Below are 15684 nucleotides of genomic sequence, written 5' to 3'. Positions count from 1 at the left end.
GGCGCAGGCGCCGACGCAAGCGACTCAGTTCGAGCGCGGGGTTGTGTGGCATTTCGCTGAGCCCCGCCAGGGCGGTACGCAGGCGCCGGGCATCGTTGCGCCACGCCTCGATACGCTCGGCCTGCTCCGGGTTGGCGGCAAGCCAGGCCTGCACCTCGGCTCGCCGCGCAGGCTCCAGGCGCTCGTCGATGTAGGCATGCAACTCTTGCTCGGTGGGAATCAGGCGTGTCATTTCAGTCTCCGCAAGGCCGGGGACAGCGGCTTGCCCTCGGTCAATTGACGCAGTGCCGCACGGGCGCGCGAAAGCCGCGACATCACCGTGCCAATGGGAATATCCAGGGCCTGGGCGACCTCCTTGTAGCTCAGCCCTTCCACGCTCACCAGCAAGAGCAAGGCGCGCTGCTCGCTGGGCAGAAGCGCAAAGGCTTGCAAGTCGGCCTGGGCCAAAACGATGTTCTCGGTATCCCAGCCGCTCGCCTCCTCGGCCGCCTGCCCGCGCCCGAACCAGCCCAGCCAGCGCGCATGCAGGCGGTCGCGGCGTTTGCCGTCGAGAAACAGGCGGTAAAGGATGGTGAACAACCAGGCACGCAGGCTTTGCGTCTCGCGCTGCTGGTCGCTGCGGGCCAGGGCGCGCTCGACCGTGGCCTGCACCAGGTCGTCGGCGCTGCCGCTCTCGCGGGTCAGCCACAGGGCGAAACGGCGCAGGCTTTGCAGCAGCTCGCGCCATTGTTGTTCATCCAGGTCACGCATGGTCGGGTCCAGGCCCCATGGGGCAGTCAGTGTAAAGGGCAGACGCGGCGACATGAAATGTATTCCCTTGGCGGGAATAAAAATCCTGGCCGCTCGTCGTACCGGCTCATTCATCGACGCGGACCGTCCCCATGAACACACCCCTGCAAGGCCCTGCCAAGGCCGTGCGCCTGGCAGCCATCGCTGCCGGAGTCCTGGCCCTGGGCGCCTGCTTCGCCTATGCCGCCGGCTGGCTCGGCCAGCCGAAGCTGACACCCCAGCGCATCATCGATACCTTCGAGGCCCAGGCGGGCCAGCACCCTGGTTATCGCAAGAACCACGCCAAGGGCCTATGCGTCAGTGGCTATTTCCAGAGCAGCGGTCAGGCCGCGGCATTCTCCACCGCGCGGGCGTTCAGCCAGGCACGCGTGCCGGTGATCGGCCGCTTCGCCATCGGCGGCGCCAACCCCTACAGCCCGGATACCAGCGTGCCCACCCGCAGCCTGGCGATCCAGTTGAGCACTGACGATGGTCAAGTCTGGCGCACCGGGATGAACAACCCGCCGGTGCTGCCCGTCAGCACCCCGCAGGCTTTCTATGAATTGGTCGTGGCGACCACGGCGGTGCCAGGCACCGGCAAGCCGGACCCGGCGAAAGTCCAGGCCTTCTTCGCCGCCCACCCGGAAAGCGCGCCTTTCCGCCAGTGGTCGGCCAGCTACAAGGCCAGCGACAGCTTCGCCAGCACCGACTACAACAGCATCAACGCCTTCCGACTGGTCGACGCCAGTGGCAAGGCCCAGCCGGTACGCTGGCGCCTGGAGCCGCAAACGCCCTTTGCGGCGCTGCCGGCCCAGGTCGAAGACCAACAGTACCTGCAACATGACCTGCAACAACGCCTGGCCCAAGGCCCGTTGCGCTGGACCCTGCGCCTGACCCTGGCCGACCCCGGCGACCCGGTGGACGACCCGGCCAAGCCCTGGCCGGCGCAACGACGCAGCGTCGATGCCGGCACCTTGGTAATCGAGCACGTCGATGCCCCCGAGCAAGGCGCCTGCCGCGACCTGAACTTCGACCCGTTGATCCTGCCGCAGGGCATCGAGCCTTCCGCCGACCCGATCCTGGCAGCGCGCTCGTCAGCCTATTCGGAGTCTTTCAACCGCCGTAGCCGCGAAACCCACGGCACAGGAGGCCGCCCATGAAACCCAATGCCTTCCACCCTTTGGCGCGCCTGCTGCATTGGCTGATGGCCGTGCTGATCCTGGCGATGCTGTTCATCGGCGTGAGCATGGTCAGCGACCTGTCGACCCGCTACCCGCTGCTGGTCGAGCTGCACAAGGCCACTGGCCTCGCGCTGCTGGCCCTGGTACTGGTGCGCATCGGCCTGCGCCTGAGCCTGCCGCACCCACTGCTGCCCAGCGATCTGCCGCCCCTGCAGCGCCTGGTCGCGGGCGCGTCGCACCTGGCCTTGTACGCACTGATGCTGGCCATGCCCCTGCTTGGCTGGGCGATGCTCTCGGCCGGCGGCTACCCACGCCCCCTGCAACTGCCGGCAATCATGCCCCATGACCTGCAACTGTACGCTGTGTTACGCCAAGCCCACGGCTGGGCCGGGTACCTGTTGTTCGCAACGATACTGGCCCACCTCGGCGCAGCACTGGTGCACGCCCTGGTGCGCCGCGACGGCGTATTGCGCAGCATGTGGCCAGGCCCGCTACGTCGCAGCGAATAAGTCCACGGCGAATGTAGGACAGGGTCGACAGAGGTAGATCGTTATCACTACCATCGACCCTTTTCCCGCCCGCCTGGACCTGCTCGATGACCCCCGCATCAGAACCTGCCGCGTCTACCCTCGACTTGCGTCCGCTGCTGCTGGTGAACATGGCCTGCACTATGTCGATGATGGCCTTCGTCGCCCTGATCGGCCCCATCGCCCGGCTACTGGAAATGCCCACCTGGCAGGCCGGCGCGGCGGTCACCGTGGCAGGTGTGGTCTGGGTGCTGCTGGCCCGTCCCTGGGGCCGCGCCGCCGATCGCCTGGGACGCCGCCGGGTACTGTTGCTGGGCTGCGCGGGCTTCACCCTGGCGTACTGGGCGCTGTGCCTGTTCATCGACGGCGCCTTGCGCTGGCTGCCAGGGGCAACCCTGGCCTTCGTCGGCCTGATGCTCACCCGCGGGCTGATCGGCGCCTTCTATGCCGCGATTCCAGTGGGCGGCAATGCGCTGGTCGCCGACCACATCGCGCCGCAGCAACGTGCCCGCGCCATGGCCTCGCTGGGTGCAGCCAACGCCGTCGGCCTGGTGCTCGGACCCGCCGTGGCGGCGCTGCTGGCGCACCATAGCCTGAGCATGCCGTTCTACGTGATGTCGCTGCTACCGGCGACAGCGTTCGTGGTGCTGCTGTGCACATTCATGCCGCAGCACTTGCCCCATCGCCATCCCCCAAGCCCGGTGCGCCTGGGCGACCCTCGCCTGCGTCGCCCGTTGGTGGTGGCGTTCACCGCCATGCTCAGCGTGACGGTGTCGCAGATCACCGTCGGCTTTTTCGCCCTGGACCGCCTGCAACTGGCCCCGGCCGAGGCTGCCCAGGCGGCCGGCATCGCCCTGACCACGGTCGGGGTGGCGCTGATCCTGTCACAGATGGTGCTGCGCCAGCTGGAATGGCCAGCGCAGAAGATGATCAGGGTAGGTGCCAGCATCTCGGCCCTTGGCTTTGCGGCGGGAGCGCTGGCGGCCACGGCACCTTCGCTATGGGCCTGCTTCTTCGTCGCGGCAGCTGGCATGGGCTTCGTCTTCCCGGCATTCTCGGCCCTGGCGGCCAATGCCATGCAAGCCAGCGAGCAAGGTGCCACCGCAGGCTCGGTAAGCGCCGCGCAGGGTATGGGCGCAGTGATCGGGCCACTGGCAGGCACCCTGGTGTATGCCGTCGACCCGCGCCTACCGTTCCTGGCGGTGGCCACGTTGTTGCTGGTGGTCGGCCTATGGCCGAGCCGCGCCGCAAAAGGCCGCTGACAAGCACAGCGCGTTGCCTTGCAGAGTATGTTTTAATGCGATGCCCACTATTTTTGACACCCCTACACTCATTCTCAAGGCGGCTATGGACACCGGGACACGACTCAAACTGGTGCGTGAACGCAACAACCTCTCCCAACGTGAACTGGCCCGCCGCAGTGGCCTGACCAATTCGACGATTTCGCAGATCGAACAGAACCGCGTCAGCCCTTCGGTCAGTTCCCTGAAAAAGCTCCTCGAAGGCATCCCCATGAGCCTGGCGGAGTTCTTCAGTTTCGATGAGCCCGCACGCGAAGAGCGTTTCGTCTTCCGCGGTGGCGAACAACCCGATCTTGGCCGCAACGGCCTGCGCATGCTGCTGGTCGGTGCCAGTGTCGAAGGCCGGCAGATGCGCATGTTGCGCGAGCTCTATGCACCAGGTGCCGATTCCGGCGAGCCGATCGTGCACGCCGAAGGCGAGGAATGCGGCCTGGTCACCCGCGGCACCATCGAGCTGTGGGTCGATGGCCAGGTCAGCGTGCTCAACGCGGGCGATGGCTACTACATTCCCACCACCCTGCCCCACAGTTTCAAGAACGTCGGCCCCGACGAAGCGGAAATCATCAGCGCCAACACCCCGGCGAACTTCTGACTCTTCAGGCCAAGGCCGCCTCGACGAAATCCAGGCGGTCCTGGCCGAAGAACATCTGCTGCCCCACAAACATCGTCGGCGCGCCGAACACACCGCGCGCCACGGCTTCCTCGGTGGTTGCACGAAGCTGTGCCTTGACCTCGGCATCACTTGCCAGGGCCTGCAACTGCTCCGGGTCGAAGCCACCTTCGACGAGGGTTTGTTGAAGTGTCGCGGGGTCGGAAAGGTTACGCCGCTGCGCCCAAAGCCCGTTGAACAGCAGCGCAAGCAACGCCTCGAAACGTTCCGGATTGCGCAACTGCATGCCGGCGGCCCCACGCATCAGCGCCAGGGTATTTACCGGGAACCCCGGCGGCAGGCCGAAGGCCACGCCGTAGCGCTCGGCAAAGCGCGACAGGTCTACCAGCATGTGCCGCCCCTTGGCCGGCACCATGGCCGGCGAGGCATTGCCGGTGGCCTGGAACACACCGCCCAACAGCATCGGGCGATACACCAGGGTGGCGTCGTGGCGGGCGCACAGCGCTGGCAACTGGGTCCAGGCCAGGTAGCTGGCCGGGCTGCCCAGGTCGAAGAAAAATTCCACAGTCTTGCTCATGCTTCAGTCCTTGTGTCTGTCAGCAGGGTTACCAGCGTTCGATCCAGGGGCGCAGGTCGAGTTCGAAAGTCCAGGCATCCCTTGGCTGGGTGTGCAGGAACCAGTAGCTGTCGGCGATATGCGCGGGGTCGAGGATACCGTCCTGATCCTTGAGGGCGTAGCGCTCGGGGAAGTTGTCGCGAATGAACGCGGTGTCGATCGCCCCGTCGACCACCACGTGGGCGACATGGATGTTCCGTGGCCCCAGCTCGCGCGCCATGCTCTGGGCCAGGGCGCGCAGTGCATGCTTGGCCCCGGCGAATGCCGCGAAGCCCGCAGCGCCTCGAGTGCCCGCCGTGGCACCGGTGAAAATCAGCGTACCGCGCTCGCGGCCAACCATGCGCTTGGCCACCGCCTGCCCGCTGAGAAAGCCGGCGAAGCAGGCCATTTCCCAGATCTTGAAGTACTTGCGCGGGGTTTCCTCGAGGATCGAACAAGGCACGTTGGCGCCGATATTGAACACGAACGCTTCAATGGGGCCGATATCGCGCTCGATGGTCTCGACCAGCTCGGCCACCTCTTCTTCCTGGCGCGCATCGGAGCCAAAGCCATGGGCCTGGCCACCTGCGGCACGAATCTCATCCACCAGCGGTTGCAGCTTCTGCGCCTGGCGCCGGGTGACGCAGGCCACATAACCCTCGCGGGCGAAGCGCTTGGCGATTTCACCGCCTGTCGCGTCGCCCGCACCGATTACCAGGGCCACTTTTTGTCGTTGTGTCATTGGGGCCTCACTTTAATGAACGATCGTTTAGTAAACGAACGCTATGCTACGATCACCGAACCGTCAAGCCAGCACCTGAGGTACGCGGATGCGTTATTCCGTTGATCACAAGCAACAGACCCGCGAGAAGCTGCTCGCCAGCAGTGGCGCCCTGGCCAAGCGTGGTGGTTTCGCCAGCACCGGCGTGGCTGGGTTGATGAAGGCCATCGGCCTGACGGGTGGCGCCTTCTATAACCACTTCCCGTCCAAGGACGATCTGTTCACCGAAGTGGTACGCCACGAGCTTGGCCACAGCCCGCTGGCGCGCCTGGCCAGCAAGGGCGCCGACCGCCAGCGTCTGCGCCGTTGTCTGGCGCAGTACCTGAGCCTGGCCCACCTGCACAACACCGAGGGTGGCTGCGCAATCCCGCCGCTGGGCGTGGAAATCGCCCGTGCACAACCGCAGGTCCGCGAAGAGGCCGAACACTGGTTGGTGCAATTGCACGCGGCGTGGAGCATGACCTTGGAGGACGAGCAACTGGCCTGGGCCTTGATCAGCCAGTGCGTCGGCGCAGTGGTGGTCGGGCGCATGCTGGCCAGTGAAACGGTCCAGGCTCAGTTGCTGCAGGCCAGCCAAGATTTCGTCGACAGGGCATTGGATGAAAAACACTAGCCTGCTGTTGGGCCTGGTCCTGAGCGTTACCGCCCACGCTGAAAATACCTGCCCACCCGGCCAGTACCAGGTCTGCCTGATGGGTTGCTTCTGCGCACCGATCGACCCAGGCCAGGTGCTGGGGGATGTGGAGCGCATGGCCAGCGCCAGCCTGGTGTTCGCCCTGCAACAGGCACGCGATGAGGCAAGCACCGCGGGCACCCAGCCGATTCCCCTGCATGTGCGCGCCCAGCTCGAACCCTGGTACGACTTCGCCGTACTCGATGCTGCACGCTACCGGGTGGGTGACCCGCAACAGCTCAGCGCAGCCAATGCCTTGCTGCACAACCCAGACGTGAATGCCCTGACCCTGATCGACACCATCATCTTCCGCCGCGCGCCGGATGCCGAGGACAACGTGGCGTTGTGGGCCCATGAGCTCAAGCACGTGCAGCAGTACCAGGAATTGGGGGTCGAGGAGTTCGCGCGGCGTTATACGCGGGACTTCAATGCCCTGGAGGGGCCGGCCTACGCCATCGAGGCCGAGGTTGCCAAGGCGCTGCGCGAACGCAGTTCGGGGCAGGCGCGCTGACGGTCGGCGCGAGAGCTGCGCTCCTACCGGCTGGGACGGCGCTCTTGCTGGCAGTGCGAACCTGCCCCCTCAGCGCAACAGCTGCTGGATCTGCTCGTGCAGGGTGTCCAGGTCGAACGGCTTGGCCAGGATCGGCGCCTTGCGCGCGATCGGGCTGCCAGACTCGAGGATCTCCGCCGGGTAGCCGCTGATGAAGATCACTTTCAGGTCCGGCCGCAGCTTCACCGCCGGTTCAGCGATTTCCACGCCGGAAATGCCACCGGGCAGGCGAAAGTCGGTCACCATCAGGTCCAGGTGCGGCTTGCTGGCGAGGATCTCGAAAGCCTGCTCGCCATCCTCGGCTACCAGCACGTGGTAGCCCTCGCCTGCCAGGTAGTCCCGCAGGATCATGCGGATGGCCGGTTCATCCTCGACCACCAGCACTACATCTTGTGCATCTTCACTCATGACAACGCCTTGATATTCAATAGGTTGGCCATCAGACCCCAGGCTCGCGCAGAGGTTGCCGCGCCGGGTCGCTTTGTTGGCTAGCCGTGACCAACGGCAGCAGTACGCTGAAAGTGGCGCCACGACCTTCAGCACTTTCCACCATAATCCGCCCGCCATGGGCGTGGACGATCTGTTCGGAGATATACAGCCCCAGCCCCAGCCCCCCCGTGGCCTGCTGCACCGCAACGCGCTCGAACTGCTGGAAGATGCGTTGCTGGTTGGCCAGGCTGATGCCCATGCCATGGTCCTGCACCTGCACGCAGGCCTTGCCGTCGCGCAGCAGCACGCGTACCTGCACCGGCTTGCGCTCGCCATAGCGCAAGGCGTTGGACAACAGGTTGGCCACCACCTGTTCGATGCGGAACTCATCCCACTCGCCCTGCAATGACTCGCACTGCTGCAACTCGATATGCGTGTCCAGCGCAACGGCCTGGGCCGTGAAGTTTTCTACCAGGCCACGCACCAGTTGCCCCAGGTCGAACAGCCTGGGACGCAGCGAAAGCTTGCCGGTGCGAATGCGCGAAACGTCGAGCATGTCCTCCACCAGGCGGATCAGGCTGTTGATCTGCCGCTCATCACGCTCGACCATGGCTTGCAGCTTGTCGCTGGTGAACGCTGCCAGGTTGCCCTTGGCCAGGTGCAACTTGCGCAGCTGGGTTTCCAGGATCAGTCCATTGAGTGGCGTGCGCACTTCGTGGGAGACGATCGACATGAAGTCATCGCGCATGCGCACCGCGTGTTCCAGTTCGCTGCGCGCCACCTGCAACTGCGCCAGCAGCTGTTTCTGCTCCTGCTGACTGCGCTCCAGGGCCTCCAGCTGACGGCCGAGGATCTTGCGCTGGCGGTACAGGTCGACGAACACCGATACCTTGCTTTTCACCGCCTGGGTGTCCAGCGGCTTGTGCAGGAAGTCCACCGCGCCGCTTTCGTAACCCTTGAAGGCGTAGTTCATCTCGCGACCGGCGGCGCTGACGAAGACGATGGGAATGTTCTTGGTCTTTTCCATGCCGCGCATCAGCTCGGCCAGTTCGAAACCATTCATGCCCGGCATCTGCACATCGAGGATCGCGAGGGCGAATTCGTGCTCGAGCAACAACGACAAGGCCTGCTCGGCCGACTGCGCCTGCTGGACTTCGCGGCCTTCACCCTGGATCAGGGCGTCGAGGGCCAGCAGGTTTTCCGGCAGGTCGTCGACGATCAGCAGCTTGGCAGTGATAGGGCTCAACATGCTCAGGGTTCCAGGGTAGCGAGCAATTGCCCGATACCATTGAGAGAAAGAAGATGGTCAGGCCGATGCAGGGCCAATGCGGCCTCCGGCATCAGCGCGACTTGGGCATCACGAGGGTCCTGGACCACCGTCCGCCCCCCCTGCGCTTTTATGTAGGCAAGGCCCTGGGCGCCGTCCTCGTTGGCCCCCGTCAGCAACACACCAAGCAAGCCGTCACCATACGCATCGGCCGCCGATTGGAACAGGAAATCGATCGCCGGGCGGGAAAAATGCACCGGTGCTTCCTGGCTCAGCGACATCCGCAGGTCACGCTCCACCGAAAGGTGGTAGCCCGGCCCCGCCACGTAGATCTGCCCGGCAACGATCGGCTCCTTGTCACGTGCCTCGTGCACCGGCCGGTTCAGGCGTCGCTGCATGACCTCGGCCAGCTGGCTATGACGGTCGTCCGGCAGGTGCAGCACGCACAACAGTGGAATGGCGAAGTCTGCCGACAGCTCGCCAAGCACCTTGAACAGCGCCGTCACGCCACCCGCCGAGGCGCCGATTACCACCGCACGCACGCCTTTCATGACTTGCGGTAGATCCGTTCGGGCCGCACCAGCGCCTGGAAGCGCTCGGCGTAGGCGGAAAAGTCCACCGACTCCTTGCTGCCCAGCACCAGGAAGCCGCGGTGGCAGAGCGAGTCGTGGAACAACCCCAGGGCGCGGTCCTGCAAGTCCTTGTTGAAATAGATCAGCACGTTGCGGCACGACACCAGCTGCACCTCGGAAAACACGCTGTCGGTGGCCAGGCTGTGGTCGGCGAAGGTCACGTTGTCGCGCAGGCTGCTGTCCATGATCGCGTTGCCGTAGGCCGCGGTGTAGTACTCGCAGAAATCACGGCGCCCGCCGGCCTTGCGGTAGTTCTCGGCATAGCCGTGCATGCTGGCCATCGAGTAGATGCCCTGCTTGGCCTTGTCCAGCGAATGCGGGTTGATGTCGGTGGCGTAGATGATGGTGCGCTCGAGCAGCCCTTCCTCGCGCAGCAGGATGGCCATCGAATACACCTCTTCGCCGGTACTGCAACCGGCGATCCAGATCTTGATCGACGGCCAGGTACGCAACAGCGGTACCACTTCTTCGCGCAGGGCGAGGAAGTGGCCGGGGTCGCGGAACATCTCGCTGACCGGGATCGTCAGGTACTGCAACAGTTGCATGAACATACCTGGGTCATGCAGCACCCGCTCTTGCAGGGCCGTCACCGTACGGCACTCGAACTGGTGCAGTGCATGCAGTATCCGGCGCTTGATCGAGGCGCCGGAATAATCACGAAAGTCGTAGCTGTACTTGAGGTAGATCGCCTCTATCAACAGCCGGATCTCGATATCGGTGTTACGTTCGCTAATCAAATTCGCTCCAGTTGCGGCAGCCAAACGCGAATCAACGAGAACAGGCGGTCCAGGTCGATTGGCTTGGCCAGGTAGTCATTGGCGCCGGCTTGCAGGCAACGCTGCTGGTCGTCCTTCATGGCCTTGGCGGTAACGGCGATGATCGGCAGCTTGCGCCATCGCGGCTGCTGGCGAATCAGCCGGGTCGCCTCGTAGCCGTCCATCTCCGGCATCATCACGTCCATCAGCACCAGGTCGATGTCGTCGTGCTGTTCGAGGCGCTCCAGGGCCTCGCGGCCATTGCGGCCGATCTCGACGATGGCGCCCTTGTGCTCCAGGGCACTGGTGAGGGCGAAGATGTTGCGCACGTCATCGTCCACCAGCAGTATCTTGCGCCCCTCGAACACCTTGTCGCGGCTGCGCGCGGTCTTGAGCATGCGCTGGCGGTCGTGGGACAGCTGCGACTCGACCTTGTGCAGGAACAGCGTGACCTCATCGAGCAGCCGCTCGGGCGAGCGCGCGCCCTTGATGATGATCGAGCGCGAGTACTTGAGCAGGTCGGCCTCTTCTTCGCGGGTAAGGTTGCGCCCGGTGTAGACGATCACCGGCGGGAAGCTGCGGATGTCCTCGGCGGTCATGCGCTTGAGCAGCTCGTTGCCGAGCATGTCAGGCAGCTTCAGGTCGATGATCATGCAGTCGTAGATGTTTTCGCGCAGCAGCTCCAGGGCATCCTGGGCCATGGCCACGGCGGTGATCTCGATGTCGTCGTCGCCGATCAGGCGAGCGATGCTTTCGCGCTGCAGGTCGTCGTCCTCGACCAGCAGGATGTGCTTGAGCTTCTGGGTGAGCTTGGCTTCCAGGCGCGCGAACACCTCCTTGAGTTCCTCGCGGCTGGTGGGCTTGACCGCATAGCCCACCGCGCCCATGTGCATGGCCGCCTCGACACGGTCCTCCACCGAAATGATGTGCACCGGGATATGCCGGGTACCGGCCTGCTCCTTGAGGCGCTGCAAAACCGTGAGCCCGGAGTGGTCGGGCAGGCGCATGTCCAGCAGGATGGCGTCGGGCAGGTACTGCGCCGCCAGCTCGAAGCCCTCGTCGGCGCCCTGCGCTACCAGGCAGCTGTAGCCCAGCTCATGGGCCAGGTCGAAGAGGATACGGGCGAAGTTCGGCTCGTCCTCGATCACCAGGATGCAGCGATTGCTGAACGGTGCGCCATCGCGGTCGTCCGTGAACGCTGGAGCCTGGCGCGCAACCGGCGCTGGGGCTGCCACTCGAGGCATCGGCGGCAGTTCGTCAACGGTCGAGCGCAGGCTGTGCACCTCGCCCTGTTCGACCACGTCCTCGAAACGCTCCGGCAAGATGAGGCTGAACACACTGCCCTGGCCGGGGCTGCTGTCGACGCTGATCTGCCCGCCCAGCAAATGCGCCAGGTCGCGGGAAATCGACAGCCCCAGCCCAGTGCCGCCGTAGCGCCGGTTGCTGGTGCCGTCGACCTGGTGGAAGGCGCCGAAGATCGCCTGTTGCTGGTCGGCGGCAATACCGATGCCGCTGTCGCGCACGGCGAAGACGATGCCCATGCCGACCTGCTGGCTGATGCTCAGGCTGACCTGGCCGCGCTCGGTGAACTTGATGGCGTTGGACAGCAGGTTCTTGAGGATCTGCTCCAGGCGCTGGCGGTCGGTGAACAGGGTCGCCGGCACCTGCGGCTCGACCTGCACGGTGAAGGCCAGGCCCTTGTCGTCGGCCAGTGGCTGGAACATCGCCTGCAAGCCTTCGACCAGACGCACCACCGGGGTGGTTTCGGGGCGCACTTCGAGCTTGCCGGCTTCGACCTTGGCGATGTCAAGGATGTCGTTGATCAGGTTGAGCAGGTCGTTGCCCGCCGAATAGATCGACTCGGCGAACTTGACCTGCTCCTCGCTGAGGTTGCCCTCGCCGTTCTCGGCCAGCAGCTTGGCCAGGATCAGCGAGCTGTTGAGCGGCGTACGCAGCTCGTGGGACATGTTGGCGAGGAACTCGGACTTGTACTTGCTCGAACGCTGGAGGTCTTCGGCGCGGGCTTGCAACTCCACCTGGGCTTTGTTCAGCTCGCTGTTCTTGAGGTCCAGCGCGTCGGTGCGCTCGGCCAGTTGCTCATTGGTCTGTTCCAGCTCCGCCTGCTGGGTTTCCAGATACGCCTGGGACTCCTTGAGCACCCTCGACTGCTCTTCGAGCTCTTCGTTGGCGGTCTTGAGTTCTTCCTGTTGGACCTGCAACTCTTCGTTGAGCTGTTGGGTCTCGGCCAGCACTTCCTGAAGACGCTGGCGGTAGCGTGCGGTCTCGATGGAGATGCCCAGGTTGCCGGCGATGCGTTCGAGCAGCTCACTGTCGCGGTCCTGCAACGGACGCAGGAAGCCCAGCTCGAGCACGCCATTGATCTGGCCATCATCGCTTACCGGCACCATCATGGCGCTGCGCGGCAGTCCACGGCCCAGGCCCGAGCTCAGGCGGTAGTAGTCTTCAGGCAACTCGTCCAGGCGCAGCAGACGCCCTTCGCGCACGCTCTGTGCCAGCAGGCCGTCATGGCTGCCCAGCAGCTGTTCGCGAGCCTGTTGCTCGGCATCCAGGCCATAACTGGCCACGCGCAGCAACTGCCCTTGCTCATCACGCACATAGAACGCGCCGACCACGCTGCCCAGGTAGCTGGCGAAGAAGCGCAGCACGTTGTCGCCCAACATGGGCAGGGTCAGTTGGCCGAGCACCTGCTGCGACAGCTGGGTCTGGCCATTGCGCAGCCAGGCATGCTGTTCCAGGCGCTCGGCTGCGCGCTGCTGGGCTTGCAGGTTGCTCGCATAGGTATCGGACAACGCCAGCAGGTCGCGTCGGCCCAAGTAGGCCAGCAACGCGCTGAGGGCCACGATGAACAGCACGAACGCGGTGATCACCGTAATCGTGACGCTGCTGACCTTTTCATTGCGGCTCATGCGCAACTGCTGCTCAGTGGCGATGAAGGCGTCGAACTCCTTGCGGATTTCATCGGTGATGCGCTTGCCGCGGCCGCTGCCGATCACGCCCTGGTAGTTGCCCTCGCCACGGCGCATGCGGATGATCTCGCTACCGAAGTCGTTCCAGGCGCGCTGCAAGGCAACGATGCGGTCGATACGGTCGACCTGCTGCGGGTTGTCGGCGACCATCCCCTTCAGGCTGTCGAGGCTGGCATAGACACGCGGCTTGGCCACCTCGTAGGGGTCGAGGAAACGCTCGTCGCCAGAGATCAGGAAGCCGCGCACGCCGGTTTCCATGTCTATGGACAGCTTGACCGTTTCGTGGGCATTGCCGATCACCCGGTCGGTATGCTCGACCCATTGCATGGCCGAAAGCAGGTAGTTGACCACCGCGACAAATGCCACGGCCCCCAGCAAGCCGACCCCAAGGGGCAGGCCGACGTTACGGCTGAGCAGCTTGCGGAAGCTGCGTTGGTCCATCGAAGTTGCCTGAATCATCTGATGTCGCCCAAGCGAAATAAGTCCATTGAACAGTGAGGCGGATACGTTTTGTTGTTGTATGCCGCAACTGCCACCGGGTCTGGTAGCGAGTCTAACCAGCTTTGCGGTTTGCGGCAGGGCATTTAGCCAGTATTTGAAGCCTGCTCGTGGCAATCGTTCCATACGTATTTGCGCAGCGCTATTCTGAGGGAACTTCTGTACCCTGCGCGGGCACAGAATAAAGACATTTCCACCACGTGACAGGATTCCAACCATGCACCTTCTGGTAGTCGAAGACGACGACATCGTCCGCATGCTGATGGTCGAAGTACTCGACGAATTGGGTTATGAGGTCATCGAGGCGGCTGACGCCACCGCTGCCCTTGAAATTATTCGCAACCCAGGGCACCAGCTGGCGCTGCTGATGACCGATGCCGGCCTGCCGGATATGCGCGGCGAAGAATTGGCGGCAAAGGCCCGGGAAATCAGGCCCGCGCTGCCGGTGCTGTTCGCCAGTGGCTATGCCGAGAGCCTTCAGGTGCCTGAGGGTATGCACAAGATCGGCAAGCCGTTCAGCATCGATCAGTTGCGCGACAAGGTGGTGGAAATTCTTGGGGAACCTTGAGCCTTCACGAATGACGCCGCAATAGATAGGTATCCATGATCCACCCCATCCGTTGGCGTGCGGCTTCACGGACGTGCAGGATCTGTGCTTTCACCTGCTGCAACGGCCCTGCGACAAGGATCTCCTCGGCGGTGCCCAGGTAGGCACCCCAGTAGATCCACAGCCCGTCATCCTCAAGCCCGGCAAACGCGCACTGGCCATCGAGCATCACCACCACGTTGTCCACCCGCCCCTGCTCGGCCAGGCGTCGCCCCGGCAAGATGGTCAAGGGCTCGCCGATGCGGTTCAACGGCACCTGGTGCCGCGCGGCCAGGGCCTGGACGCTGCTGATGCCCGGGATCACCTCCAGTTGCATCGACACCCCGCGCTCGCGCACCAGGTCGAGAATGCGCAGGGTGCTGTCGTACAGCCCAGGCTCGCCCCACAGCAGGAAGGCGCCGACCTCCCCTTCGCCCAGTTCGTCCAGCAACAAACGTGCATACAGCGCCGCACGTTGCCGGTGCCAGTGCTGCACCGCGCCCACATAGTCCTCGGCCTGCCCGTCGCGACGCGGGTCTTGCACCTGCACCAGGCGGTAGCCACCTTGCGGCAGGTAGCGTTCGAGGATGACTTTGCGCAAACGCACCAGCTCGTCCTTGGCCTCACCTTTGTCGAGCACGAAAAACACCGCGGCGCGGCGTAGCGCGTCCACGGCCTCGAAGGTCACTTGACGAGGGTCGCCGGGGCCGATGCCAATCAGCAGAAGGTTTTTCATCGCCTTGCCCTGGGCTGGAGATCGGCGGCCATTGTCGACTGGCCGCCGTTATTTGGCAAAGCGTGTGGCTCAGGCGTTCAGGCGGCCTGGCAGCGGCAGTGCGCCGGTGGCCAGCGCCCTGGCCCGGTCCACGCCCCAAGCCAGGGCGCGAGTCATGGTCTCGCCGGGGCGCGCGGGGTAGAACTCTTCCAGCAGCGCCTTGCCGTCGCGGGTATACAGGCCCACGAACAATTGGGTAGCGCCCAGGCACGAAAGCCGCACCTGAACATCCAGGGTGGTGCCATCGCTCAACTCTTCATCGTGACAACGGCTGTGCAGGTATGCATCGGCCCACTGCCAGTAGGTCTCTTCCCTGATTCTCATGGTGCTCAATCCTCCTTTTCCGAACTACATGCAGGAAAACACAACAACACCCACTCGGCGAGGGCTACCCACCCAGACCCTGAGCCGGGTCAAAAAAGATGAGAAAAACATTGCCGTTCGGCGCTCGAACCCACACGAAAAAGCCCGCCCCTGGACCAGGGGCGGGCTTTTTTTGCTTGCAGTGGCTTCAGGATTTCTTCGCAGCAACCCGCGGGGTGAAACGCCCTTTCTTGCTGCGTTGCAAGCTGGCGGGAGGCAATTGCTCCGACTCATCCAGGGTCATGTTGGCAAAGCCCAGGCGGAAGGCCGATTGGCCGCAGCGCACCTGGCTGTTGATCGGGAATGCGTCATTGGCGTCTTCGAAAAAGGATTCGCTCATGCCCTGTGTCCCTCCAATGGCGGCCACGCCGGCCAGCAGATCGCTGACCTAGAGAAACGTAGCCCG

Annotated in this window: 19 protein-coding genes; 7 read left to right on the top strand and 12 right to left on the bottom strand. The window is 64.2% G+C overall.

Annotated features, from left to right (window positions below):
• Both RAC97_RS15660 and RAC97_RS15655 read right to left on the bottom strand, forming a co-directional pair.
• Positions 1–232, bottom strand: a 232-nt coding sequence (locus tag RAC97_RS15660) for an anti-sigma factor family protein (protein ID WP_379671495.1), incomplete at its 3' end; no start/stop codon positions are given.
• Entirely contained in the window at positions 229–750 is a 522-nt protein-coding gene (locus RAC97_RS15655) for a sigma-70 family RNA polymerase sigma factor (RefSeq protein WP_375099399.1), read from the bottom strand. The genes RAC97_RS15660 and RAC97_RS15655, both read right to left, overlap by 4 nt.
• Before the next feature lie 131 nt (positions 751–881).
• On the opposite strand from RAC97_RS15655, the gene RAC97_RS15650 reads away from it, so the two are divergent.
• The 4 genes from RAC97_RS15650 (at position 882) to RAC97_RS15635 (ending at position 4369) form a co-directional block, all read left to right on the top strand.
• Positions 882–1928, top strand: coding sequence for a catalase family peroxidase (locus RAC97_RS15650; protein WP_375099389.1), 1047 nt, complete (start codon positions 882–884; stop codon positions 1926–1928).
• Positions 1925–2458 (top strand): cytochrome b, encoded by a 534-nt coding sequence (locus RAC97_RS15645; protein WP_375099388.1) that lies wholly within the window; start codon positions 1925–1927, stop codon positions 2456–2458. Before RAC97_RS15650 ends, RAC97_RS15645 begins: the two co-directional genes overlap by 4 nt.
• 86 nt (positions 2459–2544) lie before the next feature.
• Positions 2545–3738 (top strand): MFS transporter, encoded by a 1194-nt coding sequence (locus RAC97_RS15640; RefSeq protein ID WP_375099387.1) that lies wholly within the window; start codon positions 2545–2547, stop codon positions 3736–3738.
• Positions 3739–3823: 85 nt separating this feature from the next.
• A complete protein-coding gene (locus RAC97_RS15635) occupies positions 3824–4369 on the top strand; it encodes a cupin domain-containing protein (RefSeq protein ID WP_375099386.1) in 546 nt (181 codons plus the stop codon).
• Between the two features lie 4 nt (positions 4370–4373).
• Here RAC97_RS15635 and RAC97_RS15630 read toward each other — a convergent pair whose 3' ends face one another.
• Positions 4374–4964 (bottom strand): 2-hydroxychromene-2-carboxylate isomerase, encoded by a 591-nt coding sequence (locus RAC97_RS15630; RefSeq protein WP_375099385.1) that lies wholly within the window; start codon positions 4962–4964, stop codon positions 4374–4376.
• A gap of 28 nt (positions 4965–4992) precedes the next feature.
• On the bottom strand, positions 4993–5724 hold the full coding sequence (locus RAC97_RS15625; RefSeq protein ID WP_375099384.1) for an SDR family oxidoreductase: 732 nt from the start codon (positions 5722–5724) through the stop codon (positions 4993–4995).
• Positions 5725–5812: 88 nt separating this feature from the next.
• Between RAC97_RS15625 and RAC97_RS15620 the strand changes: the two genes are divergently transcribed.
• Together RAC97_RS15620 and RAC97_RS15615 are read left to right on the top strand one after the other, a co-directional pair.
• Entirely contained in the window at positions 5813–6376 is a 564-nt protein-coding gene (locus RAC97_RS15620) for a TetR/AcrR family transcriptional regulator (protein ID WP_375099383.1), read from the top strand.
• Positions 6363–6947, top strand: a complete 585-nt coding sequence (locus tag RAC97_RS15615; RefSeq protein ID WP_375099382.1) for a DUF4157 domain-containing protein — start codon at positions 6363–6365, stop codon at positions 6945–6947. Before RAC97_RS15620 ends, RAC97_RS15615 begins: the two co-directional genes overlap by 14 nt.
• Positions 6948–7016: 69 nt before the next feature.
• On the opposite strand, the gene RAC97_RS15610 is transcribed toward RAC97_RS15615, so the two are convergent.
• From RAC97_RS15610 to RAC97_RS15590, 5 genes are read right to left on the bottom strand one after another with little or no spacing between them, the layout of a single operon-like run.
• Positions 7017–7394, bottom strand: coding sequence for a response regulator (locus RAC97_RS15610; RefSeq protein ID WP_375099381.1), 378 nt, complete (start codon positions 7392–7394; stop codon positions 7017–7019).
• Positions 7395–7425: 31 nt separating this feature from the next.
• Complete coding sequence (locus RAC97_RS15605; protein WP_375099380.1) at positions 7426–8664, bottom strand: ATP-binding protein; 1239 nt, start codon at positions 8662–8664, stop codon at positions 7426–7428.
• Positions 8665–8666: 2 nt separating this feature from the next.
• Positions 8667–9233: a chemotaxis protein CheB gene (locus tag RAC97_RS15600; protein WP_375099379.1), complete on the bottom strand. Its 567-nt coding sequence runs from the start codon at positions 9231–9233 to the stop codon at positions 8667–8669.
• Positions 9230–10051 carry a CheR family methyltransferase gene (locus RAC97_RS15595; RefSeq protein ID WP_375099378.1) on the bottom strand — a complete coding sequence of 274 codons (822 nt, stop codon included), beginning with the start codon at positions 10049–10051 and terminating at the stop codon, positions 9230–9232. Before RAC97_RS15595 ends, RAC97_RS15600 begins: the two co-directional genes overlap by 4 nt.
• Positions 10048–13515 carry a response regulator gene (locus RAC97_RS15590; protein ID WP_375099377.1) on the bottom strand — a complete coding sequence of 1156 codons (3468 nt, stop codon included), beginning with the start codon at positions 13513–13515 and terminating at the stop codon, positions 10048–10050. Before RAC97_RS15590 ends, RAC97_RS15595 begins: the two co-directional genes overlap by 4 nt.
• A gap of 256 nt (positions 13516–13771) precedes the next feature.
• Here RAC97_RS15590 and RAC97_RS15585 point away from each other — a divergent pair, with 256 nt between their 5' ends.
• A complete protein-coding gene (locus RAC97_RS15585; RefSeq protein WP_375099376.1) occupies positions 13772–14122 on the top strand; it encodes a response regulator in 351 nt (116 codons plus the stop codon).
• 4 nt (positions 14123–14126) lie between these two features.
• Here the strand turns inward: RAC97_RS15585 and cobF are convergent, their stop codons facing one another.
• The 3 genes from cobF to RAC97_RS15570 all read right to left on the bottom strand — a co-directional run bounded on the left by cobF (position 14127) and on the right by RAC97_RS15570 (position 15618).
• Positions 14127–14876, bottom strand: coding sequence for a precorrin-6A synthase (deacetylating) (gene cobF / locus RAC97_RS15580; protein ID WP_375099375.1), 750 nt, complete (start codon positions 14874–14876; stop codon positions 14127–14129).
• Between the two features lie 69 nt (positions 14877–14945).
• Entirely contained in the window at positions 14946–15239 is a 294-nt protein-coding gene (locus RAC97_RS15575; RefSeq protein ID WP_375099374.1) for a hypothetical protein, read from the bottom strand.
• A 187-nt stretch (positions 15240–15426) separates the two neighbouring features.
• Positions 15427–15618 (bottom strand): hypothetical protein, encoded by a 192-nt coding sequence (locus RAC97_RS15570; protein ID WP_375099373.1) that lies wholly within the window; start codon positions 15616–15618, stop codon positions 15427–15429.
• Positions 15619–15684: the final 66 nt, after the last annotated feature.

It is taken from the genome of Pseudomonas sp. LS_2 (assembly GCF_042709235.1).
Taxonomy (GTDB): domain Bacteria; phylum Pseudomonadota; class Gammaproteobacteria; order Pseudomonadales; family Pseudomonadaceae; genus Aquipseudomonas.
This window is presented reverse-complemented; position numbering and strand designations above follow the sequence as displayed.

Bases quoted from the DNA above. Each gene is read 5' to 3' on its own strand.
- RAC97_RS15650 (WP_375099389.1), top strand. From the start codon at position 882: ATGAACACACCCCTGCAAGGCCCTGCCAAGGCCGTGCGCCTGGCAGCC.
- RAC97_RS15640 (WP_375099387.1), top strand. From the start codon at position 2,545: ATGACCCCCGCATCAGAACCTGCCGCGTCTACCCTCGACTTGCGTCCG.
- RAC97_RS15625 (WP_375099384.1), bottom strand. From the start codon at position 5,724: ATGACACAACGACAAAAAGTGGCCCTGGTAATCGGTGCGGGCGACGCG.
- RAC97_RS15615 (WP_375099382.1), top strand. From the start codon at position 6,363: ATGAAAAACACTAGCCTGCTGTTGGGCCTGGTCCTGAGCGTTACCGCC.
- RAC97_RS15590 (WP_375099377.1), bottom strand. From the start codon at position 13,515: ATGATTCAGGCAACTTCGATGGACCAACGCAGCTTCCGCAAGCTGCTC.
- RAC97_RS15655 (WP_375099399.1), bottom strand. From the start codon at position 750: ATGCGTGACCTGGATGAACAACAATGGCGCGAGCTGCTGCAAAGCCTG.
- RAC97_RS15620 (WP_375099383.1), top strand. From the start codon at position 5,813: ATGCGTTATTCCGTTGATCACAAGCAACAGACCCGCGAGAAGCTGCTC.
- RAC97_RS15645 (WP_375099388.1), top strand. From the start codon at position 1,925: ATGAAACCCAATGCCTTCCACCCTTTGGCGCGCCTGCTGCATTGGCTG.
- RAC97_RS15600 (WP_375099379.1), bottom strand. From the start codon at position 9,233: ATGAAAGGCGTGCGTGCGGTGGTAATCGGCGCCTCGGCGGGTGGCGTG.
- RAC97_RS15570 (WP_375099373.1), bottom strand. From the start codon at position 15,618: ATGAGCGAATCCTTTTTCGAAGACGCCAATGACGCATTCCCGATCAAC.
- RAC97_RS15635 (WP_375099386.1), top strand. From the start codon at position 3,824: ATGGACACCGGGACACGACTCAAACTGGTGCGTGAACGCAACAACCTC.
- RAC97_RS15630 (WP_375099385.1), bottom strand. From the start codon at position 4,964: ATGAGCAAGACTGTGGAATTTTTCTTCGACCTGGGCAGCCCGGCCAGC.
- RAC97_RS15610 (WP_375099381.1), bottom strand. From the start codon at position 7,394: ATGAGTGAAGATGCACAAGATGTAGTGCTGGTGGTCGAGGATGAACCG.
- RAC97_RS15575 (WP_375099374.1), bottom strand. From the start codon at position 15,239: ATGAGAATCAGGGAAGAGACCTACTGGCAGTGGGCCGATGCATACCTG.
- RAC97_RS15585 (WP_375099376.1), top strand. From the start codon at position 13,772: ATGCACCTTCTGGTAGTCGAAGACGACGACATCGTCCGCATGCTGATG.
- cobF (WP_375099375.1), bottom strand. From the start codon at position 14,876: ATGAAAAACCTTCTGCTGATTGGCATCGGCCCCGGCGACCCTCGTCAA.
- RAC97_RS15605 (WP_375099380.1), bottom strand. From the start codon at position 8,664: ATGTTGAGCCCTATCACTGCCAAGCTGCTGATCGTCGACGACCTGCCG.